The following is a 16,744-nucleotide window of genomic DNA, read 5'->3' on the forward strand; positions in this document are numbered from 1 at the left end:
GACCGCCAGGAACTGACAACATGTCGCACCAGGACGGACCCGCCGGGACCGCCCCCGTGACGCCGGACCGGTAGGAGGAATCCTCTCAATGACCACGCCGCCCCGCGTACGCCGCAACCACCCAAATTCCGGCCCCGTGGTCCTCGACGACCTGTCGAAGCAGATCATCGAGCAGCTCCAGGCCGACGGCCGCAAGCCGTACGCGGCGATCGGCAAGGCGGTCGGGCTGTCGGAGGCCGCCGTCCGCCAGCGGGTGCAGCGGCTGCAGGACGCGGGCGTCATGCAGATCGTCGCGGTCACCGACCCGCTCACCTTAGGTTTCCCCCGGCAGGCCATGATCGGCGTCAACTGCGAGGGCGACCTGGAGTCGGTGGCCGACGAACTGGCCGCCATCGACGAGATCGACTACGTGGTGCTCACCGCGGGCTCCTTCGACGTGATCGTGGAGGTGGTCTGCGAGGGCGACGGGCACCTGCTGGAGATCCTCAGCAAGATCCGCGCGATTCCGGCCGTACGCGCGACGGAGTCGTTCGTGTACCTGAAACTGCGCAAGCAGACCTACTCCTGGGGCACCCGCTAGTCCGTTCGGCGCGGCACGTCAGCCGACTCTGGCCACGGCGCGCACGGGTGCCCCGTCCGCCCCCGGCAGTCGCAGCGGCAACAGGAACACCTCGATCGGCCGTTCACCGGCGGCCAACAGGCGGTCCAGCCCCGTCAGGTTCTCGGCGATGACGGCGTGCGCGCCCAGCAGCGCCCGGTGCGCGGGGAAGTCGTCGGCGGGCGTCGGGTCCACGCTGAGCGCGTCGATCCCGACCGTCCGCACCCCCCGCCCGACCAGCAGCCCGGCCGCCTCCTCGGACAGGTACGGATGCCGCTCGTACGCCCCGCTCCCCCAGTGGGCCGACCACCCGGTGGCGACCAGCACGATCGTCCCCGCCCGCACGTCCATGAACGGCTCCGCCCCGATCGCCGAGCCCGGCGGCAGCCCGCGCACGTCCACCACGACGGCGGGCCCGCAGAAGCGCTCCAGCGGCAGCTCGTCCAGCGCGGGCAGCGAGTCGTCGATGTGGCAGGGCGCGTCCACGTGGGTGCCCGAATGGGAGCCCAGGTGCAGGCCCAGCACGTTGACGCCGTCGCGGGCCACGGTGAGCGCCGGGGCGACCGAGACCTCGGGATCGCCCGGATAGACGGGCATCCCGGTCTCGATCGGCACCGACAGGTCGACCAGCTCCATCACGCGACCACAGCCTCCTCGCGACCGGCCATCACGTCACCGGCCATCACGCGACCGGTTCTGTGGCGGCGTCCACGATCGGCAGGATCGGGGTGTCGGCCGAGCGGACCAGGCGCGGCCCGCGCGGCCCGTAGACCTCGCGCGGCTCGGGGAAGGCGGCCAGCAGCGCCAGATAGAGCAGCGCCGCCACGGCCAGCCCGAGCGGGAGGGAGACGTCCACCCCGCCGGCCAGGTCCCCCAGCGGGCCGACGAACTGGCCGGGCAGGTTGACGAACATCAGGGCGAGCACGGCGGCGATCAGCCAGGCGCTCAGGCCGCGCCAGTTCCAGCCGTGCGTGAACCAGTAGCGGCCGCCGCGCTGGCGCCGGTTGAAGACCTGCAGCGCCTCGGGGTCGTACCAGCCACGCCGGGTCACGTAGCCGAGCATCATGATCACCATCCAGGGTGCCGTACACGTGATGATCAGTGTGGCGAACGTGGAGATGCTCTGCGTGAGGTTCGCGGCGAAACGCCCGGCGAAGATGAACACGATCGACAGCGTGCCGATGAACACCGTGGCCTGGACCCGGGAGAAGCGGGTGAACACGCTGGAGAAGTCGAGGCCGGTGCCGTACAGCGAGGTCGTGCCGGTGGACATGCCGCCGATCAGGGCGATGAGGCAGACGGGCACGAAGTACCAGCCGGGAGAGACGGCCAGCAGGCCGCCGACGTAGTTGGGGGCGGCCGGATCCACGTACTCGGCGGCCTTGGCCGCGATGATCGAGGCCGTGGCCAGGCCGAACAGGAACGGCAGGATGGTGGCGAGCTGCGACAGGAACGCCGCCGCCATCACCCGCCCGCGCGGGGTGTCCGCCGGGATGTAGCGCGACCAGTCGCCCAGGAAGGCGCCGAACGAGACCGGGTTCGACAGCACGATCAGCGCCGCGCCGATGAACGAGGGCCAGAACAGCGGGTCGCCGGCCGCGACCGTACCCGGGTAGGACGGGTCGAAGTCGCCGGCGAACGCGAACACGCCCACCACGAACAGCAGGGACGCCGCCGCCACCGCGATCTTGTTGACGAACAGCATGAAGCGGAAGCCGTACACGCAGACCACGAGCACGAGGACCGCGAAGATCGCGTACGCGACGCCGTACGACAGGTCGGTGTCCGGCAGCCCGACGAGCCGGTGCGCGCCGCCCACCAGCGCGTCGCCCGACGACCACACCGAGATCGAGAAGAACGCGATCGCGGTCAGCAGCGACAGGAACGAGCCGACCACCCGGCCGTGCACGCCCAGGTGGGCCGAGGAGGAGACGGCGTTGTTGGTGCCGTTGAGCGGCCCGAACAACGACAGCGGCGCCAGGATCAGCGCCCCCACCACCAGGCCGAGCCCGGTGGCGGCCAGCCCGTGCCAGAACGACAGGCCGAACAGGATGGGGAAGGCCCCGAGCACGCAGGTGGCGAACGTGTTCGCGCCCCCGAACGCCACCCGGAACAGGTCGAGGGGACGCGCGGTGCGGTCGGCGTCGGGGATGCGCTCGACCCCGTACGTCTCGATCTCGGTGATGGGGGTGCCGCTCATGTTCCGTTCTCCTGGAGTGCCATCAGGCTGACGAGGTCGTAGGCCACGTGGGAGGCGGCGATCGAGGTGATCTCCGCGTGGTCGTAGGCCGGGGCCACCTCGACCACGTCCGCCCCGATGAGGTTGCGCCCGGCCAGGCCGCGCAGGATCTCCAGCAGCTCCCTGCTGGTCAGGCCGCCCGCCTCCGGGGTGCCCGTACCGGGGGCGTGGGCCGGGTCGAGCACGTCGATGTCGACCGAGACGTAGAGCGGGCGGTCGCCGACCCGCTGCCGCAGCAGGTCGATCACCTCGTCCAGGCCGCGTCGCAGCACGTCGGCCGCGGTCACGATGCCGAACCCGAGCCGCCGGTCGTCCTCCAGGTCCTTCTTGCCGTAGAGGGGGCCGCGGATGCCGACGTGGCTGAGCGCCTCGGTGTCGAGAATCCCCTCCTCGACCGCCCGCCGGAACGGGGTGCCGTGCGTGTACTCGGCGCCGAAGTAGGTGTCCCAGGTGTCGAGGTGCGCGTCGAAGTGCACCAGCGCCACGGGGCCGTGCTTCCTGGCGGCCGAGCGCAGCAGCGGCAGCGCGATCGTGTGGTCACCGCCGATGGTCACGAGCCGGGCGTCCAGCTCGTCGGCCGCGCCCTCGATCGTCTCGATGGCGGCGCCGATGTCGAACGGGTTGACCGCGATGTCGCCCGCGTCGGCGACCTGCACCCGTTCGAACGGGGAGACGTCCAGACCCGGATGGTACGGCCGCAGCAGCCGCGAGGACTCCCTGACCGCGGCGGGCCCGAACCTGGCGCCGGGCCGGTAGGAGACGCCCGTGTCGAAGGGCACGCCCACGACCGCCACCTCGGCCCGCCCGACCTCGTCGAGGCGGGGCAGGCGGGCGAACGTGGCGAACCCGGCGAAGCGCGGGACCTTGGAGGAGTCGACGGGGCCTGTGTTCATGCGGTCAGTGTTCGTCATGGCTCTGACCAGCGGCAATTGTAGCTGCCACGAAGTATTACGGTGTGTGTTGTGGCTGACCACAAAGTGACCGTAGAAGACCTGCTGCGCTCCCCCGCCCTCCAGCTCCGCGTGCTCGCGGGCGAGGCCGGGCTATCGCGCTCGGTCTCGTGGGCCCACGTGAGCGAGCTGGACGACCCGACGCCGTGGCTGCTGGGGGCCGAGGTCATCATGACGACCGGCATCGGCGTGCCCCGGAGCCCGGCCGCGCAGCGCGCCTACCTCGAACGCCTCGACGACGCCGGCGTCTCGGCCCTGGCCCTGTCGGCCCAGCTCCACGTGCCGCCCCTGCATCCGGCGTTCTTCGAGGCCGCGGCGGAGCGCGGCATGCCGGTGCTGGAGGTGCCGCTGGCGGTGCCGTTCATCGCGATCGCGCAGGAGGTGGCGGCGGCGCTCAGAGAGGACGCCGGCGAACGCCTGGCGGCCCAGCTCCAGGTCTTCGGCGCGCTGCGCTGGCTGGCCGCGGAAGACCTCGACACCGCCACGCTCTTCAAACGCCTGGAACGCCTGTCGGGATACGACGTCTACCTCTCGACCCGCCACGGCCTGCCGCTGCTGCCCGGCGTGCCGGTGCCCCCGCTCGACGTGCTGCCCGCCGAGCCCGACGCCCCGCCCACGATCCCCGGCGGCTTCGCCCTGCCGGTCTCGGCGCCCGGGGGCTCGGCGGGCTACCTGGTGGCCTTCGAACGCGAGGGCGCCAGACCCGCCGGCCTGGCCGTGGTCCAGCACATCGCCACCGTGGCCGCCCTGCAGGTGGCCATGGCCAGGCACGAACGCGAGACCCTGCGCAGGGAGGGTGCCGAGACGCTGGCCGAGCTGCTCCAGGACCTGCTCGACCCGCCGGCCGCCCGCCGCCGCCTGGCCCGGCTGGGGCTGCCCACGGGTGGGGACACGATCCTGCTCGTGGTGCGCGGGGTGCCGGACGACGCCCTGCGCCGCGCCCTCGACATGCTGCCGCACCTGATGTTGCGCCGCGGCGACGACCACTACGTCCTGGGCCCGCCTTCTCTGGGCCCGGCCGTGGCGTCTGTGCCTGGGGCGGCGGCAGGGGCGAGCCGCCCGTTCCCGCCGGGGGACTCACTGCGGGTGGCGCAACGGGAGGCGGTCTGGGCCGTCTCGCATGCGGCCGAATCGGGGAAGGAGCTGGTCCACTACGGCGAGGACACCACGGGCCGCTGGCTCCCCGACGACCCCGCGACTCTCACCGCCCTGGTGGACCATGTGCTGGGCGGGGTGCTGGCCTACGACTCGGCCCACGACTCGAAGCTGCTGACGTCGGTACGGGTGTGGATGGAACGCAACCGTCATGTGGAGGACGCCGCGGCCGCCCTCCACATCCATCCCAACACGCTGTCCTACCGCCTACGCCGCTTCGCGACGCTCACGGGGCGCGATCTGTCGTCGAGCGCCGCGTTCGCCGAGGTGTGGCTGGCCGTCCGAGCCGCCCGTCAACTCGGCGTGCTGAGCCCCTGACCGAACGGCTCAGCGAAGATCTCCTCCGCCGACTCGACCACAAGAGCCCGTCCGAGCAGCACATCCAGGGTCGCCATGTCCTGGCAGCCCAGAACCTGTTCCCGCACTACGTCGGACACCGCGATCCCTCGCGCGTCAAGGACTTCCAACACCGCCTCCGCCGTGCCCTCGATCCGGCCCTCGATCCGGCCCTCGATCCGGCCCGCGATCCGGCCCGCGGCTTTGAGACCCTCGGCATACTCGCCCTCGTACAGATACGTCGTCATGTGCGTACCCGGGCCCTAGCCGATCGGCTCGGCGAAGAGTTCGTCCCCCGACCTGACCATGATGGACCGCTGAAGCAGCACATCCAAGGTCTCCGGGTCTTGACAGTCCAGAACCCGCTCCCGCACCTCCTCGGACACTGCGATTCCGCGTGTATTGAGGATCTTCAGCACCGCCTCCGCCTCGCCCTCGATCTTGCCCTCGATCTTGCCTTCGATCTTGCCCTCGATCCGCCCCTCCTGCTTACCCCCGGCCCAGAGACCCTTGGCGTACTCGCCTTGGTACGGATACGTCTCCAACTTCATGCCTCGGTCCCACTCTTCCTGTGCGTCACCTTCCAGTGACAGGTTGATGTATCGAGCGTACCGCCACGCCTGCTTCGGGTCGATGTGACCCAGCGCCCGTTGCAGCGTGGCCGCGACTTCCTTGAACCTGGGATGCTCGCTCTGGGTGATGGCCGAGATGACGGCCAGGCCGATGTTCTCGACGGCCTGCTCGACGTCGACGATGAGCGGCGTGTTGCCCTGGTGGATGAGCAGGGGCGTCAAGGTGAACCCGGGATGGCCGGTGGGGATCTCCCTCGTCGCCCACCTGACCACTTTCCGGTTCGGGCAGATGACGACCAGACAGGCTGGACATCTCTCGCGTGACCGGAAATTGGCGATGTACTCCGGCCACGCGTAGTGCTTGTCGTCGTCGAGGCCGCGCTGCGTCTCGACGATGACCCCGAACTTCTCCTCTCCCTCGCCGTACAGAATCGCGCTGTCGGCCCGGCTGACGCCGGGGTCCACCTCCGAGAGGTCGGGGGAGGCGATGCGCGCCTCACCCGACTTCGGAAGCGGTAGGTCGAACAGCGCCCGCAGCATGTCTCTCGTATGTTCGAGATTGAAGGTCGCGATCTTGTTCAGACCTTCGTGTTGTGCAGTGACCATGACCGCGACATTACTACGTGCGTTCGATTCATTACCTAGCGTTGACGAAACTGGATGGTCGCAATTTCCCAAGCATTCAGCGGCAACCGCACCACACCATCAGTGACCTGCACAGACTCCCCCGGACGCCCTCTCAGGTCGGCATGCCGGGCCTCCAGCAGATTGCCGGAGATGACCGCTTCCGTGTCACTGGGCGTCAATGCCACCACGCGTAGTTCCCGCCACCCGGCGCGGTCGCGGAGTGAGGTCATCACCACGCCGTCCCCCGTCACCGACAGGCCCGCCGCGGGCGCGGGCAGCGCGCGGGCGCGGTCGCCCGTCCCCGGCACCACCAGCAGGTCGTGGCGGAAGGCCTCCGCCTGCGGCACGACCTCCTCCCACGACTCCCGGTACGGCATCAGCGCCAGGCTCACCGACCGGACCCCGCGCGACTGCGCCGCCGGAGTGGGCAGTTGGGGCCCGGCGGGCTCGGGGCGCAGGGGGTTGCGGTTGCGGGAGAGGTAGCCGACCGAGCGGAGCAGGGTCAGGGCCAGTTCGCCGCCCGTGATCTCGTACTCGGTGACGTGTTCCAGCAGGGCGGCCACGCCCCCGGCGGCCACCCAGGAGGAGGCGGGGAAGGTGGGCAGCGGGGTCTCCCCGCAGCCGCCCTCCGCGACGAGCCCGCGGGTGACCACCGCGAACTGCCCCTCCGCGTACGACTCCTCGGCGGCCGACGGCAACGGCACGTGCAGGCGTACCCGGTGGTCGTCGCACCGGTTGTCGAACTCGACGCGCAGCCGCACGAACGGCTCGCCCGCGCGCAGCTCGACCCGGGTGGTGACGACGATCTCCTCCAGCCGGGGCGCGCGCGTGAGCCCGGGCAGCTCCGGAGCGCCCTGCAGCCCCTCGCTCGTGGCCGGCCACTCGTACGTGCGCCGCACGTCCACCATCGCCACCAGCGGACCGCTGCAGAGCAGTTCGGTCTCCATGGTCGACGGCTCCGTGATGATCAGGTCGGCCGGCGGGGGCGCGTAGTTGTAGGTGTCGCCCACGTCGCCGCCGTCCACGATGCGGCCCACCCCGGTGACCACGGTGCCGTCCTCGCCCAGCAGCCGCAGCGTGCCGTCGTCGGCGATCGTGACCTGCAGCAGGCCGTTGTCCAGCAGCCTCGCGCTGCCTCTGACGGGCAGTTCGGCCGAGTCGGAGCTGAGCCAGCAGGACCGGTGGTGCTCGCCCACCAGGAGTCGGCCCCCCGCCTCTTCCTCGTCGGGGCTGTAGACGTCCTCGTAGGGCGCGGGGTGGATGCTCGTGTGGCCGAGCGGCGGCACCTCGACCAGCGCGGCCACGGTACGGCGGGGCTCGGCGACGATGCGGACGCGGGTGACGCCTTCGACGTCGTCCCGCATGTCGTCCACGTCGAACAGCACCGAGGGCTCCCGCGCCACCCTGAACGTCAGCGTGTCCTCCTCGATCGACCAGCCCGCGATGTGCTGCCCGAACAGCTCGGTGCCGTGGATGAAGGTCAGCGCGATGGCCGGGTCCATCTCCTCGTCGAAGAGCAGCGTGGCCGCGTACTCCAGGGGCTGGGTGGGCACCGGCGCGCCCGAGGGGTCGACCAGCGGGTCGATGCCCGCGAGATCCAGGACCACGACCCCCTGGCGGGTGCGCGGGGTCGGGTTGACGACGAGCACCCCGCCGGACGGCACGGTTTCGGCCAGGCGGGCGGTCACCAGGTCGCGTACGGCCTGCCCGAGGTGCTCGGCCTCGGCGATGCGGGCGGCGACCTGCTGGGCGGTGTCGTCGACGCCGCACCCGGTGACCGAGTCGTGGCCGCTGGCGTCCACCAGACGCCACCAGGCCATGTCGAGGAAGCGGCCGGGCCACTCGTCGCCCCAGAGCGTGGCCAGCGGCTCCGCGTAACGCTCGACCATGCGCTCGGCGCGGCTCATGGCCTGCTTGACGTGGGGGCGGATGGAGATGACGCCGGGCAGGATGTTGGCGCGGGCGTGGGAGCGCAGCTCGCCGTGCACCCGCGGCAGGCCGTCCACCTCGCCGGGGTAGGCCGAGAGGTAGCCGGTCAGGGTGTCCATGCGGGCGTCGATGGCCGTCACCATGTCCGGCAGGCCGCGTACGGGCGCGGAGTGGTCGGTGCCGTACATCGCCAGCAGCGAGCCCTCTGGACCGTGCCACCCCCGCATGGTGGCGACGAACGCCTCCGCCCGCTCCTTCAGCCACGTCGCGTCGGAGAAGAGGTGCGCGCCGTTGCCGTAGCCGCCCGCCGGGAGGTACTGCGTGCGCAGCGCCGTGCCGTCGGGCGCCACCCAGGCGAACGCGTCGGTGGTGACCGAGGACGGCACCCCGCGGTAGACGCAGGCGTGCAGCAGCCCGGCCTTGCGCAGGATCTGCGGCATCTGCGCCGTGTGACCGAACATGTCCGGCAGGTAGCCGACCGGCATGGCGCCGCCGAGCTTGTCGGCCCGGTCCATGCCCAGCTCCAGGTTGCGGACGATGTTCTCGCCCGAGCACAGGAACTCGTCGAGCAGGATCTGCCACGGACCCACGGCCAGCCGCCCCGACTCCACCAGCGCCGCCACGCGGTCGCGGTTCTCCGGGCGTACTTCGAGGTAGTCGTCCACGCAGGCGAGCTGCCCGTCAAGGGTGAAGTGGTAGGCGGGCTCGCGTTCCATCGTGTCGAGCACCTCGTCGAGCAGCGCCACCAGCCGGAGCCGGAACCGCTGGAACGGCTCGTACCACTCCCTGTCCCAATGCGTGTGCGGTACGACCACGATCTCCTTGCTCACGCAGCTTCCCCTCCAATGTTCAGTGCGTGCTGTACGGCGTAGCGTGCCGCGATCCGCTGCGCCGTGACGATGTCATCGAGCGCGCCGCCCACGTCGGTGAGCGGCGGCTTGCCATCGTTCACGAAAGCATGGAAGGCCGCGAGTTGCACTTCGAACGCCTCGGTCACCTCACGCCAATCCGTCCGGCTCTCGCCCGCGGACACGACGGTGAGCGTGGTCGGGGCGTTCATCAGGTAGGGCGAGGGGAAGACCAGTTCGAGCGAGCCCTGATCGTGGTGGACGGCCACGGTCTCGCGGTAGGCGGGATAGTCCTCCAGGTAGTGCCAGCGGATGGAGAACCTGCCACGGACCGGCAGCGGCCCGGAGATCTCGATGGAGCCGGGCACGTCACCCCACGTCTCGACGTGCGAGATCTCCGAAGGGGAGCCGGTGAAGCGCCTCAGGAGCGACAGGTCGTGGCAGATCGAGCCCAGCGACACCCCGTACAGGTTTCGCACCGCCGCCGGCGCCGATTCGCCGACCGCCCGCGACATCAGCTCCTCCTCCGCCGCGCGCAGCGAGGCCAGCAGGCCCGGGTCGACGTCGCGGGCCTGCGTCAGGTTCGCGAAGGCGAGCTGTGACTCGCCGCTCGGGTGCAGCACGGTCACCTCGACCGACCTGATCGCCTCGGGCCCGCCCAGCTCCGCCAGCACCTCCTCGGCCCGGCGCACGGCCGGGTCGTACTGCTTCATGTAGCCGACCATCAGCCGCCCCTCGGGCAGCGCCGCGACCTCGGCCCTGGTCAGGGCGAGCGGCTTCTCGCACAGCACCGCGTACCCGGCGGCCAGCGCCTGCCGCACGGTCTCGCCGTGGGAGCCCGAGGCCAGCACCACCACGGCCTCGAAGCCGCCGTCGGCGAGCATCTCCGCCACCGCGGTGTAGCGCCGGGCGGCGCCCAGCCGATCGCCCACGGCGTCGGCGAGGGTCCGCGACAGGTCGCAGACGGCGCTCACCTCGAACAGGTCGCGCCGCCTCGACAGCAGCGGCACGTAGACCGCCTGGGTGACGGCCCCGCAACCCACAAGCGCGATTCTCAAAGTCCCAAGTCCTTCAGCATCCGTCGGTTGGCCGCCTGGTCGGCGATGTTCTGGGCGACCGTGCGCCGCCCGGGGAGGGTGTCCTGCTCGATGACGATCCAGCCCGCGTAGCCGATCTCGTCCAGCGTGCGCACGACGGCGGGCAGGTCCAGCTCGCCCTCCCCGAGCCGGGCGAACCCGCCGCGGCCCATCAGCTCGCGCAGGTCGACGCCGTCGGCCAGGGCCTGGGCGAGGATCTTGGTGTCGCCGTCCTTGATGTGCACGTGCCCGACCCGGTCCGACCACTCGCGCAGCTTGGTCACCGGGTCTCCCCCGGCCAGCAGCAGGTGGCCGGTGTCGAGGCAGAGCTGCACGTCGGTCAGCTCCAGCAGGCGCTCGACGTCGTCGGGGGTCTCGACGTACGTGCCGAGGTGGTGGTGGAAGGCGGGCTCGAACCCGCGCTCGCGGCACCGGTCCGCGGCCTGCTGGACGCGGGCGGCGTACGCGGGCCACTCGGCGGCCGTCAGCCCTGGAACGCTCCCGCCGGGCCGGGCGAAGCGCTCCGCCGAGCCCGAGCAGGCCAGGGTGGGCCGCGGCGGCAGGTCACCCGCCGGGGCGGCGGCGAACACGTCGAGCGCGGCCTCCAGCGCGGGCAGCCCGCCCTCGTACGCCCCCGCGTCGCCGTAGCGCAGGTCCACCCAGCCGCCGCAGAGCAGCAGCCCGGCCCCGCTGAGCCGGTCCGTCAGCTCGGAGCCGGTGCCCAGGTAGCCGATCGGCCCGGAGTCGATGCCCTCGTAGCCCGCCTCGGCCAGCGCGCGGACCATCTCGTCGGCGGTCAGCGGCGGCGGGGCGTCGCTCAGCTCGAACACGCCGAAGCTGACGGGGGCGTTGGCCACTTTCCTCACGCGCATAGGGCGATCACCTCGTTCTCGTGGGTTTCCAACCGATGCTGGCCCTCTACGGCCGGCAGGAGCACGCGGTCGCCGCGGACCACCTGGCGCGTGCCGTCGGGGCGTACCAGCACCAGGCCGTCGGCGTCCAGCGCGAGCAGTTCGCCGCCCAGCCGGAGCAGCAGCGGCCCGTCGGGTCCTGTGGAGACGGCGGTGCGCCCGGCGCGTACGCCGTCCAGCACCGCCCCTGTGTCCTCGGCCGGGTCCTCGGCGAGCACCCAGGTCGTGGGCGAACCGGGCAGGCCGTCGGAGCCGTGCCGGTGGAAGTCGCTGCCGCCGATCGCGATCACGTCGTCGCGCCAGGCGTCGGCCCAGGCCAGCGGCGCGCCCCAGCGGCGGTCCCACCAGCCGGAGCTCCACACCTCGGCGACCCGGGGCCGGCGGGTGATCGGCAGCAGCCAGGCGCAGTCGCCGCCGAGCGGGTGGTTGACGGACATCAGCCCGCCCGCGCGGTCCGCGTGCTCGGCCCAGGAGTCGGCGGGCTGCCGGAAGTCGACCCAGCCGACATCGCCGAACACGTTCGCGTGGCCCCGGTCGGTGGTGACCTCCTGGCCGGGGATCAGCGTGACGTCCCGGTCGATCTTGCTGAGCCAGGGGTGGTGGCTGACCGTGTTGTGGTCGGTGACGGCCAGGAAGTCGAGGCCGCGGCCGCGGGCCAGCTCGGCCAGCTCGGCGATGGTCAGGCTGCCGTCGCTGTGCACGGTGTGGGCGTGGAAGTCGCCGGCGTACCAGCGCAGGCCGTCGACGTCGGGGATGTCCCTGCGGGGCGGGCGCTCGCCGTGCGGGGGCTCCTGCGTCACGGGCTCGGGCGGAGCGGTGGCGTGGGTCGTGACGTCCAGCGTGTAGTCGAGGCCCTGCGGCGGGACGCGGTGCAGGCGCAGCCACACGTGCCACGTGCCGGCCTCGGGCTCGCCAGGCAGGTAGCCGGGGGTGGCCCAGTCGCGGGCGATCGTGTACTCGTCGCGCGCGCCCCCCGACCAGCCGCGGAAGCCGTCGGGCGAGCCGCACCCGAGGTCGATCACCCCCTGTGTGCGGTCGTAGGCCAGGCGCACGGTCACCGCGGCCGTCCCCGTGGGCACCTCGAACGGCACCTCCCGCAGGATCCGCTCCAGCCGGTCGTCCAGCGTCCAGCGGCCCCTCACACCAGCGCTCCGTCCCGGTAGACGAGGGCGCGGTCGCGCCGGGGCGCGGCATACCCCTCGTCGCCGACCGCGGGCTCGCTGCCCTCCGGCACGACGGCCTGCACGGTCACGCCGTTGACGTCGAGGGTCACCAGATGGGACGCGCCCAGATTCTCCACGATCGCCACCTTCCCGCCCAGCGCGCCGTCCACGGGCCCGGCCGAGTAGGACATGTACTCCGGCCGCACGCCGTACACGATCTTCTCCCCGTCGGACAGCAGCCCCCCTGCGGAGGCCGGGACCGCGACCTTGTGGCCTGCCACCTCCAGCGTGTCACCTCGTACGGCGCCGTCCAGCAGGTTCATGGGTGTCGACCCGATGAAGCCGGCCACGAACGTGCTGGCCGGCCGCTGGAACACCTCGGCCGGCGTGCCGATCTGCCTGATGTGCCCGGCCTCCATGACCGCCATCCGGTCGGCCATGGCCAGCGCCTCGGCCTGGTCGTGGGTGACGAAGACGGTGGTGACGCCCAGCTCGCGCTGGAGCTTCTTGAGGAACGTACGGGCCTCCAGCCTCAGCCGGGCGTCCAGGTTGGACAGCGGCTCGTCGAACAGGAACGCCTGCGCCTGCGTGGCCATCACCCTGGCCAGCGCGACCCGCTGCTGCTGCCCGCCGGAGAGCTGGCCTGGCCGCCGGTCCATGAGGTGGTCGAGCCCGAGCCGCGCCCCCACCTCGGCCGCCTTGTCGCGGCGCGCGTCCTTGGCCACCTTCTTGATGCGCAGCGGGTAGGCGATGTTGTCCGTGACGTCCATGTGCGGGAACAGCGCGTAGTCCTGGAACACCATGGCCACGTCCCGGCTGCCGGGCTGCACGCCGGTCACGTCGCGCCCGCCGATGACCACGGCGCCGCCGGTGGCGGTCTCCAGCCCGGCGATGGTGCGCAGCAGCGTGGTCTTGCCGCAGCCGGAGGGCCCGAGCAGGGCGAAGAACTCGCCGTCCGGGACCTTCAGGTCGAGCGCGTCGAGCGCTTTCACCCCGCCGGGGTAGACCTTGGTCAGTCCGCGTAGTTCGATGGCGGCCATTAACGCTTGATCCCTCCGTGGAAGCGGAAGCCGTACTTCTTGCTGACGAACAGGTACATGAGCACCACCGGGATCGAATAGAGCAGCCCGAACGTGGACAACATGCTCAGATTGGCCTGACCGCCCTCGGTGTACAAGGTGTACGTGATCACCGCGGCCGGCTGCTTCTCCACATCGCTCAGCAGCAGGTACGGCATCAGGAAGTTGCCCCACACGTTCGCCACGGCCCACACGGCGATGGTCGCGAGACCGGGCCGTACCAGGGGGACGACCACGTGCCGGACGATCTGCAGCGGCGAGGCCCCGAACACCCGGGCCGACTCCTCGTACGACTTCGGCGTGGCGTCCACGAAGTCCTTCAGCATGAAGATCGCCGCCGGCAGCAGCCCGCCGGTCAGGATGAGGATCAGCCCGAACTGCGAGTCGATGAGGTTCAGCTCGACCGCGAGCTGGAAGAGCGGCACCATGGCCGCCGTCCCCGTGATGATCGACGACAGCAGCAGCAACGCGTACAGCAGGGCGTCGCGGCCGGGCAGCCGCACCCGGCTCAGGGCGTAGGCGGCCAGCGCCGCCAGGATCACGACCAGGACGGCGGTGCCCGCCGACAGCACGACCGAGTTCCACAGCGAGGGCAGCGCGTACGGGTGCTCCAGGACGGCCTGGAAGTTGGCCCAGGTGAAGTCCGGGACCGCGACCTCGTAGGTGGGGTTCGACGTGAACGGCGCCGTCACCAGCCACAGCAGCGGCACCGTGAAGAAGGCCAGCAGCACCGCGACCAGGGTGTAGAACCCGATCCGGCCCAGCACGAACCGCGTCATTTCTTGCTCCGCAGCAGCCGCAGGTAGAACACCGCCACGACCAGGTTGATCAGCAGGATGACCGTCGAGACGGCGGCCCCGTAGCCCAGCTCGCCGCCCTGCAGGGCGACCTTGTACACGTGCACGGCCAGCACCTCGGACCTGCCGTCGGGCCCGCCCGCGGTGAGCAGGAACGGGGTGAAGTCGTTGAACGTCCACAGGCTGATCAGCAGCAGGTTGGTCAGGATGTGCCCTCTGATGTGCGGGAACACCACGTCCCTGAGCTGCTGCCAGCCGGAGGCCCCGGCCAGGCGGGCGCTCTCCAGGTGGGAGGGCGGCACGTTGCCGAGCGCGGCGCCGTACAGCATCATCGAGAACGCGGTGCCGCGCCAGGTGTTGAACACGATGATCGACAACATCGGGTGGTCGAGCAGCCAGGCGAAGCCGGGCAGGCCGAGCAGCGCGTTGAGCGTGCCGCCGTCGCGGTCGAGCAGCGCCACCCACAGGAACGACACGATGGCGCTGGGCAGGATCCAGGCCAGGATGACGAGCCCCTCGACCAGCCGCTTCAGCGTCCCGCGCCGGTCGCGCAGCAGCCAGGCGATGGTGAAGCCGAGCCCGACCTGGCCGATGACGGCCGACCCCAGCACGAACTGCACGGTCAGCCACGTGGAGTTCCAGAAGTCCGGGTTGGAGATCGCGTCGAGGAGGTTGCCGAGCCCGACGAACTGCGGCTCCGCGGCGGCGACCCCGGTCAGGCGGTAGTTCGTGAGCCCGAGGTAGAGCACCCAGAGGGCGGGGAAGACGAGGAAGGCCGCGACCAGCAGCAGCGCGGGGGCCATGAAGGCCGCGGCGCGCGCCCTGCCCAGGCCCGCCGCGTCGGAGCTGTAGCGGAGGGCCTGGGCGTCGCGCTCGGCACTGACCTCAGGAGGCGATGTTGCCCGCGCCACCGACGATTCCTTCGAGCTTCTTCTGGTAGTCGGCCGCCGCCTGGTCGGGCGCGGTGCCGCTGACGACCGCGGCGGTGGCCTCCTGCAGCGCGACGGACACCTGCGGGTAGACGGCGACCGGCGGACGGTAGGCCGTCAGCGGCAGCGCCTTCTCCGAGATGAACGTCAGCAGCGGCTCTCCCGCGAGGATCTCCTTGTTGACGTCGGCGCGCGGCGTGATGCGGACGTTGCCGTCCTTGGTCTCCTCCTTCAGCGCCTCCGGCGAGAGCGTGAAGGCCGCCAGCTCGAACGCCTCCTTGGGGTGCTTGCTGCTGGGGTTCACCGTACGCAGCGCGCCGCCGGACATGCTGACGAAGTCCTGGCCGCGCAGGCCCTTGCCGGGCTCCATGGCGGGGATCAGGGCGTACCCGACGGTCTGGTCGCGGTCGGCCATCTTGGCCACGCCGTCCGTGGGGTTGACGACGCCGCGCCAGAAGTAGTCGCCCTCCATGAGGATGCCGATCTTGCCCTCGGCGAACTGCTGGAACGACTTGTCGCGGCCCTTGGCCTCCTGCTGCAGCTTGGGGTCGCCGAGGCCGCCGCCGTAGATCTTCTGGTAGAGGCCGAGCGCGTCCTTCAGCGGCTGGGCGGCGCCGGTCCACTTGCCGTCCTTCTGCACCTCGCCGCCCGCGCCCGCGAGCAGCGGCAGCACGCCCTGCATGGAGGTGGCCTCGCCCATGGCGGTGCCGGCGTTGATCTGGATCGGCACGGGCACGCCGGAGGACTTCAGCTTGGTCCCGGCGTCGAGGACCTCCTGCCAGCTCTTGGGCTGCCAGTCGGCGGGCAGCCCGGCGGCGGCGAACAGCTTCTTGTTGAAGTAGAGCACGCGGCCGTCGGTGCCGACCGGCAGGGCGTACTTCTTGCCGTTGAACTCGGTCATCCCCTGCACCGCCTCGGGGATCTGGGCCCAGCCGTCCCAGTTGTCGGCCTCGGCCCCGACCAGCTCCGACAGCGGCTTGATGTAGCCGGCCTCGGCGAACTCGCCGGCCCAGATGCCGTCGATGTCGATCACGTCCGCGCCCTTGCCTGACTTGAGGTCGAGGGAGAGCTTGGTCTTGTACTGCTCATCGTCGACGCCACTGGGAACGAACTTGACCGTGACGTTTTTCCCCTTCGCCTTCTGCGCCGCCTCGAACTTGGGGATGACCCAGTCGGCGACGTATTTCGCGGCGGCCGCGTTCTTGCCGCCCGCGATGGCGTTCTGGGTGATCGTCAGCTCGATCGTGTCACCGCCTCCGCCCCCGCCGGACGACTGGCCGCAGGCGGCGAGCCCCAGACCGGTCGCGGCGACCACCGCGACCACACCCATCGACCGTTTCCGCAATGCCATGCAAACCCTCCGACGTGTCCTTAATGGGGAGGAAGCCATGGGCCAATATGTCATGACATCCATATGACGTAAAGGCCCGGCCGTATTCGAAAGATGTGCCCGCATGCAGCGTGTTTGCCCGGGAGGGAGCGATCTCACTGTCACAGACCGCGAGAAGTGCGTGACCGGGGTCTCAGCGGGGGCA

At 71.1% G+C, this 16,744-nt stretch carries 15 protein-coding genes; 2 read left to right on the forward strand and 13 right to left on the reverse strand.

Features of this window, described 5'->3' with window-relative positions; all coding sequences use genetic code 11:
- The first annotated feature begins 88 nt into the window (after positions 1–88).
- Positions 89–580, forward strand: coding sequence for an Lrp/AsnC family transcriptional regulator (locus ACZ6S0_RS13830; RefSeq protein WP_344877400.1), 492 nt, complete (start codon positions 89–91; stop codon positions 578–580).
- Positions 581–598: 18 nt separating this feature from the next.
- Here the strand turns inward: ACZ6S0_RS13830 and ACZ6S0_RS13835 are convergent, their stop codons facing one another.
- The 3 genes from ACZ6S0_RS13835 to speB are packed head-to-tail and all read right to left on the reverse strand — an operon-like array spanning position 599 to position 3,730.
- A complete protein-coding gene (locus ACZ6S0_RS13835) occupies positions 599–1,234 on the reverse strand; it encodes a cyclase family protein (protein WP_465917855.1) in 636 nt (211 codons plus the stop codon).
- A 46-nt stretch (positions 1,235–1,280) separates the two neighbouring features.
- Positions 1,281–2,798, reverse strand: coding sequence for a purine-cytosine permease family protein (locus ACZ6S0_RS13840; protein ID WP_465916224.1), 1,518 nt, complete (start codon positions 2,796–2,798; stop codon positions 1,281–1,283).
- A complete protein-coding gene (gene speB / locus ACZ6S0_RS13845; RefSeq protein WP_465916226.1) occupies positions 2,795–3,730 on the reverse strand; it encodes an agmatinase in 936 nt (311 codons plus the stop codon). The genes ACZ6S0_RS13840 and speB overlap by 4 nt, the downstream gene beginning before the upstream one ends.
- Before the next feature lie 69 nt (positions 3,731–3,799).
- On the opposite strand from speB, the gene ACZ6S0_RS13850 reads away from it, so the two are divergent.
- The gene (locus ACZ6S0_RS13850) at positions 3,800–5,260 is read left to right on the forward strand and encodes a PucR family transcriptional regulator (RefSeq protein ID WP_465916230.1); all 1,461 of its coding nucleotides are present in this window, start codon (positions 3,800–3,802) and stop codon (positions 5,258–5,260) included.
- On the opposite strand, the gene ACZ6S0_RS13855 is transcribed toward ACZ6S0_RS13850, so the two are convergent.
- Genes ACZ6S0_RS13855 through ACZ6S0_RS13900 form a run of 10 tightly spaced genes read right to left on the reverse strand, consistent with a single transcriptional unit; the run spans position 5,236 to position 16,560 of the window.
- Positions 5,236–5,526 (reverse strand): hypothetical protein, encoded by a 291-nt coding sequence (locus ACZ6S0_RS13855; protein ID WP_465916232.1) that lies wholly within the window; start codon positions 5,524–5,526, stop codon positions 5,236–5,238. The genes ACZ6S0_RS13850 and ACZ6S0_RS13855 overlap by 25 nt on opposite strands.
- A 15-nt stretch (positions 5,527–5,541) precedes the next feature.
- Positions 5,542–6,456 carry a hypothetical protein gene (locus ACZ6S0_RS13860; RefSeq protein WP_465916234.1) on the reverse strand — a complete coding sequence of 305 codons (915 nt, stop codon included), beginning with the start codon at positions 6,454–6,456 and terminating at the stop codon, positions 5,542–5,544.
- 35 nt (positions 6,457–6,491) lie between these two features.
- On the reverse strand, positions 6,492–9,236 hold the full coding sequence (locus tag ACZ6S0_RS13865; protein WP_465916236.1) for a glycoside hydrolase family 38 N-terminal domain-containing protein: 2,745 nt from the start codon (positions 9,234–9,236) through the stop codon (positions 6,492–6,494).
- Entirely contained in the window at positions 9,233–10,312 is a 1,080-nt protein-coding gene (locus tag ACZ6S0_RS13870; protein WP_465916238.1) for a Gfo/Idh/MocA family protein, read from the reverse strand. The genes ACZ6S0_RS13865 and ACZ6S0_RS13870 overlap by 4 nt, the downstream gene beginning before the upstream one ends.
- Positions 10,309–11,202 carry a TIM barrel protein gene (locus ACZ6S0_RS13875; protein ID WP_465916240.1) on the reverse strand — a complete coding sequence of 298 codons (894 nt, stop codon included), beginning with the start codon at positions 11,200–11,202 and terminating at the stop codon, positions 10,309–10,311. Before ACZ6S0_RS13875 ends, ACZ6S0_RS13870 begins: the two co-directional genes overlap by 4 nt.
- Complete coding sequence (locus ACZ6S0_RS13880) at positions 11,193–12,383, reverse strand: CehA/McbA family metallohydrolase (RefSeq protein WP_465916242.1); 1,191 nt, start codon at positions 12,381–12,383, stop codon at positions 11,193–11,195. Before ACZ6S0_RS13880 ends, ACZ6S0_RS13875 begins: the two co-directional genes overlap by 10 nt.
- Positions 12,380–13,444: an ABC transporter ATP-binding protein gene (locus ACZ6S0_RS13885; RefSeq protein ID WP_465916243.1), complete on the reverse strand. Its 1,065-nt coding sequence runs from the start codon at positions 13,442–13,444 to the stop codon at positions 12,380–12,382. The genes ACZ6S0_RS13880 and ACZ6S0_RS13885 overlap by 4 nt, the downstream gene beginning before the upstream one ends.
- A complete protein-coding gene (locus tag ACZ6S0_RS13890; protein ID WP_465916245.1) occupies positions 13,444–14,262 on the reverse strand; it encodes a carbohydrate ABC transporter permease in 819 nt (272 codons plus the stop codon). Before ACZ6S0_RS13890 ends, ACZ6S0_RS13885 begins: the two co-directional genes overlap by 1 nt.
- On the reverse strand, positions 14,259–15,191 hold the full coding sequence (locus tag ACZ6S0_RS13895; protein ID WP_465916247.1) for a carbohydrate ABC transporter permease: 933 nt from the start codon (positions 15,189–15,191) through the stop codon (positions 14,259–14,261). Before ACZ6S0_RS13895 ends, ACZ6S0_RS13890 begins: the two co-directional genes overlap by 4 nt.
- Positions 15,166–16,560, reverse strand: a complete 1,395-nt coding sequence (locus ACZ6S0_RS13900; RefSeq protein WP_465916249.1) for an extracellular solute-binding protein — start codon at positions 16,558–16,560, stop codon at positions 15,166–15,168. The genes ACZ6S0_RS13895 and ACZ6S0_RS13900 overlap by 26 nt, the downstream gene beginning before the upstream one ends.
- Positions 16,561–16,744: the final 184 nt, after the last annotated feature.

The organism is Nonomuraea sp. NPDC051298, assembly GCF_055586305.1.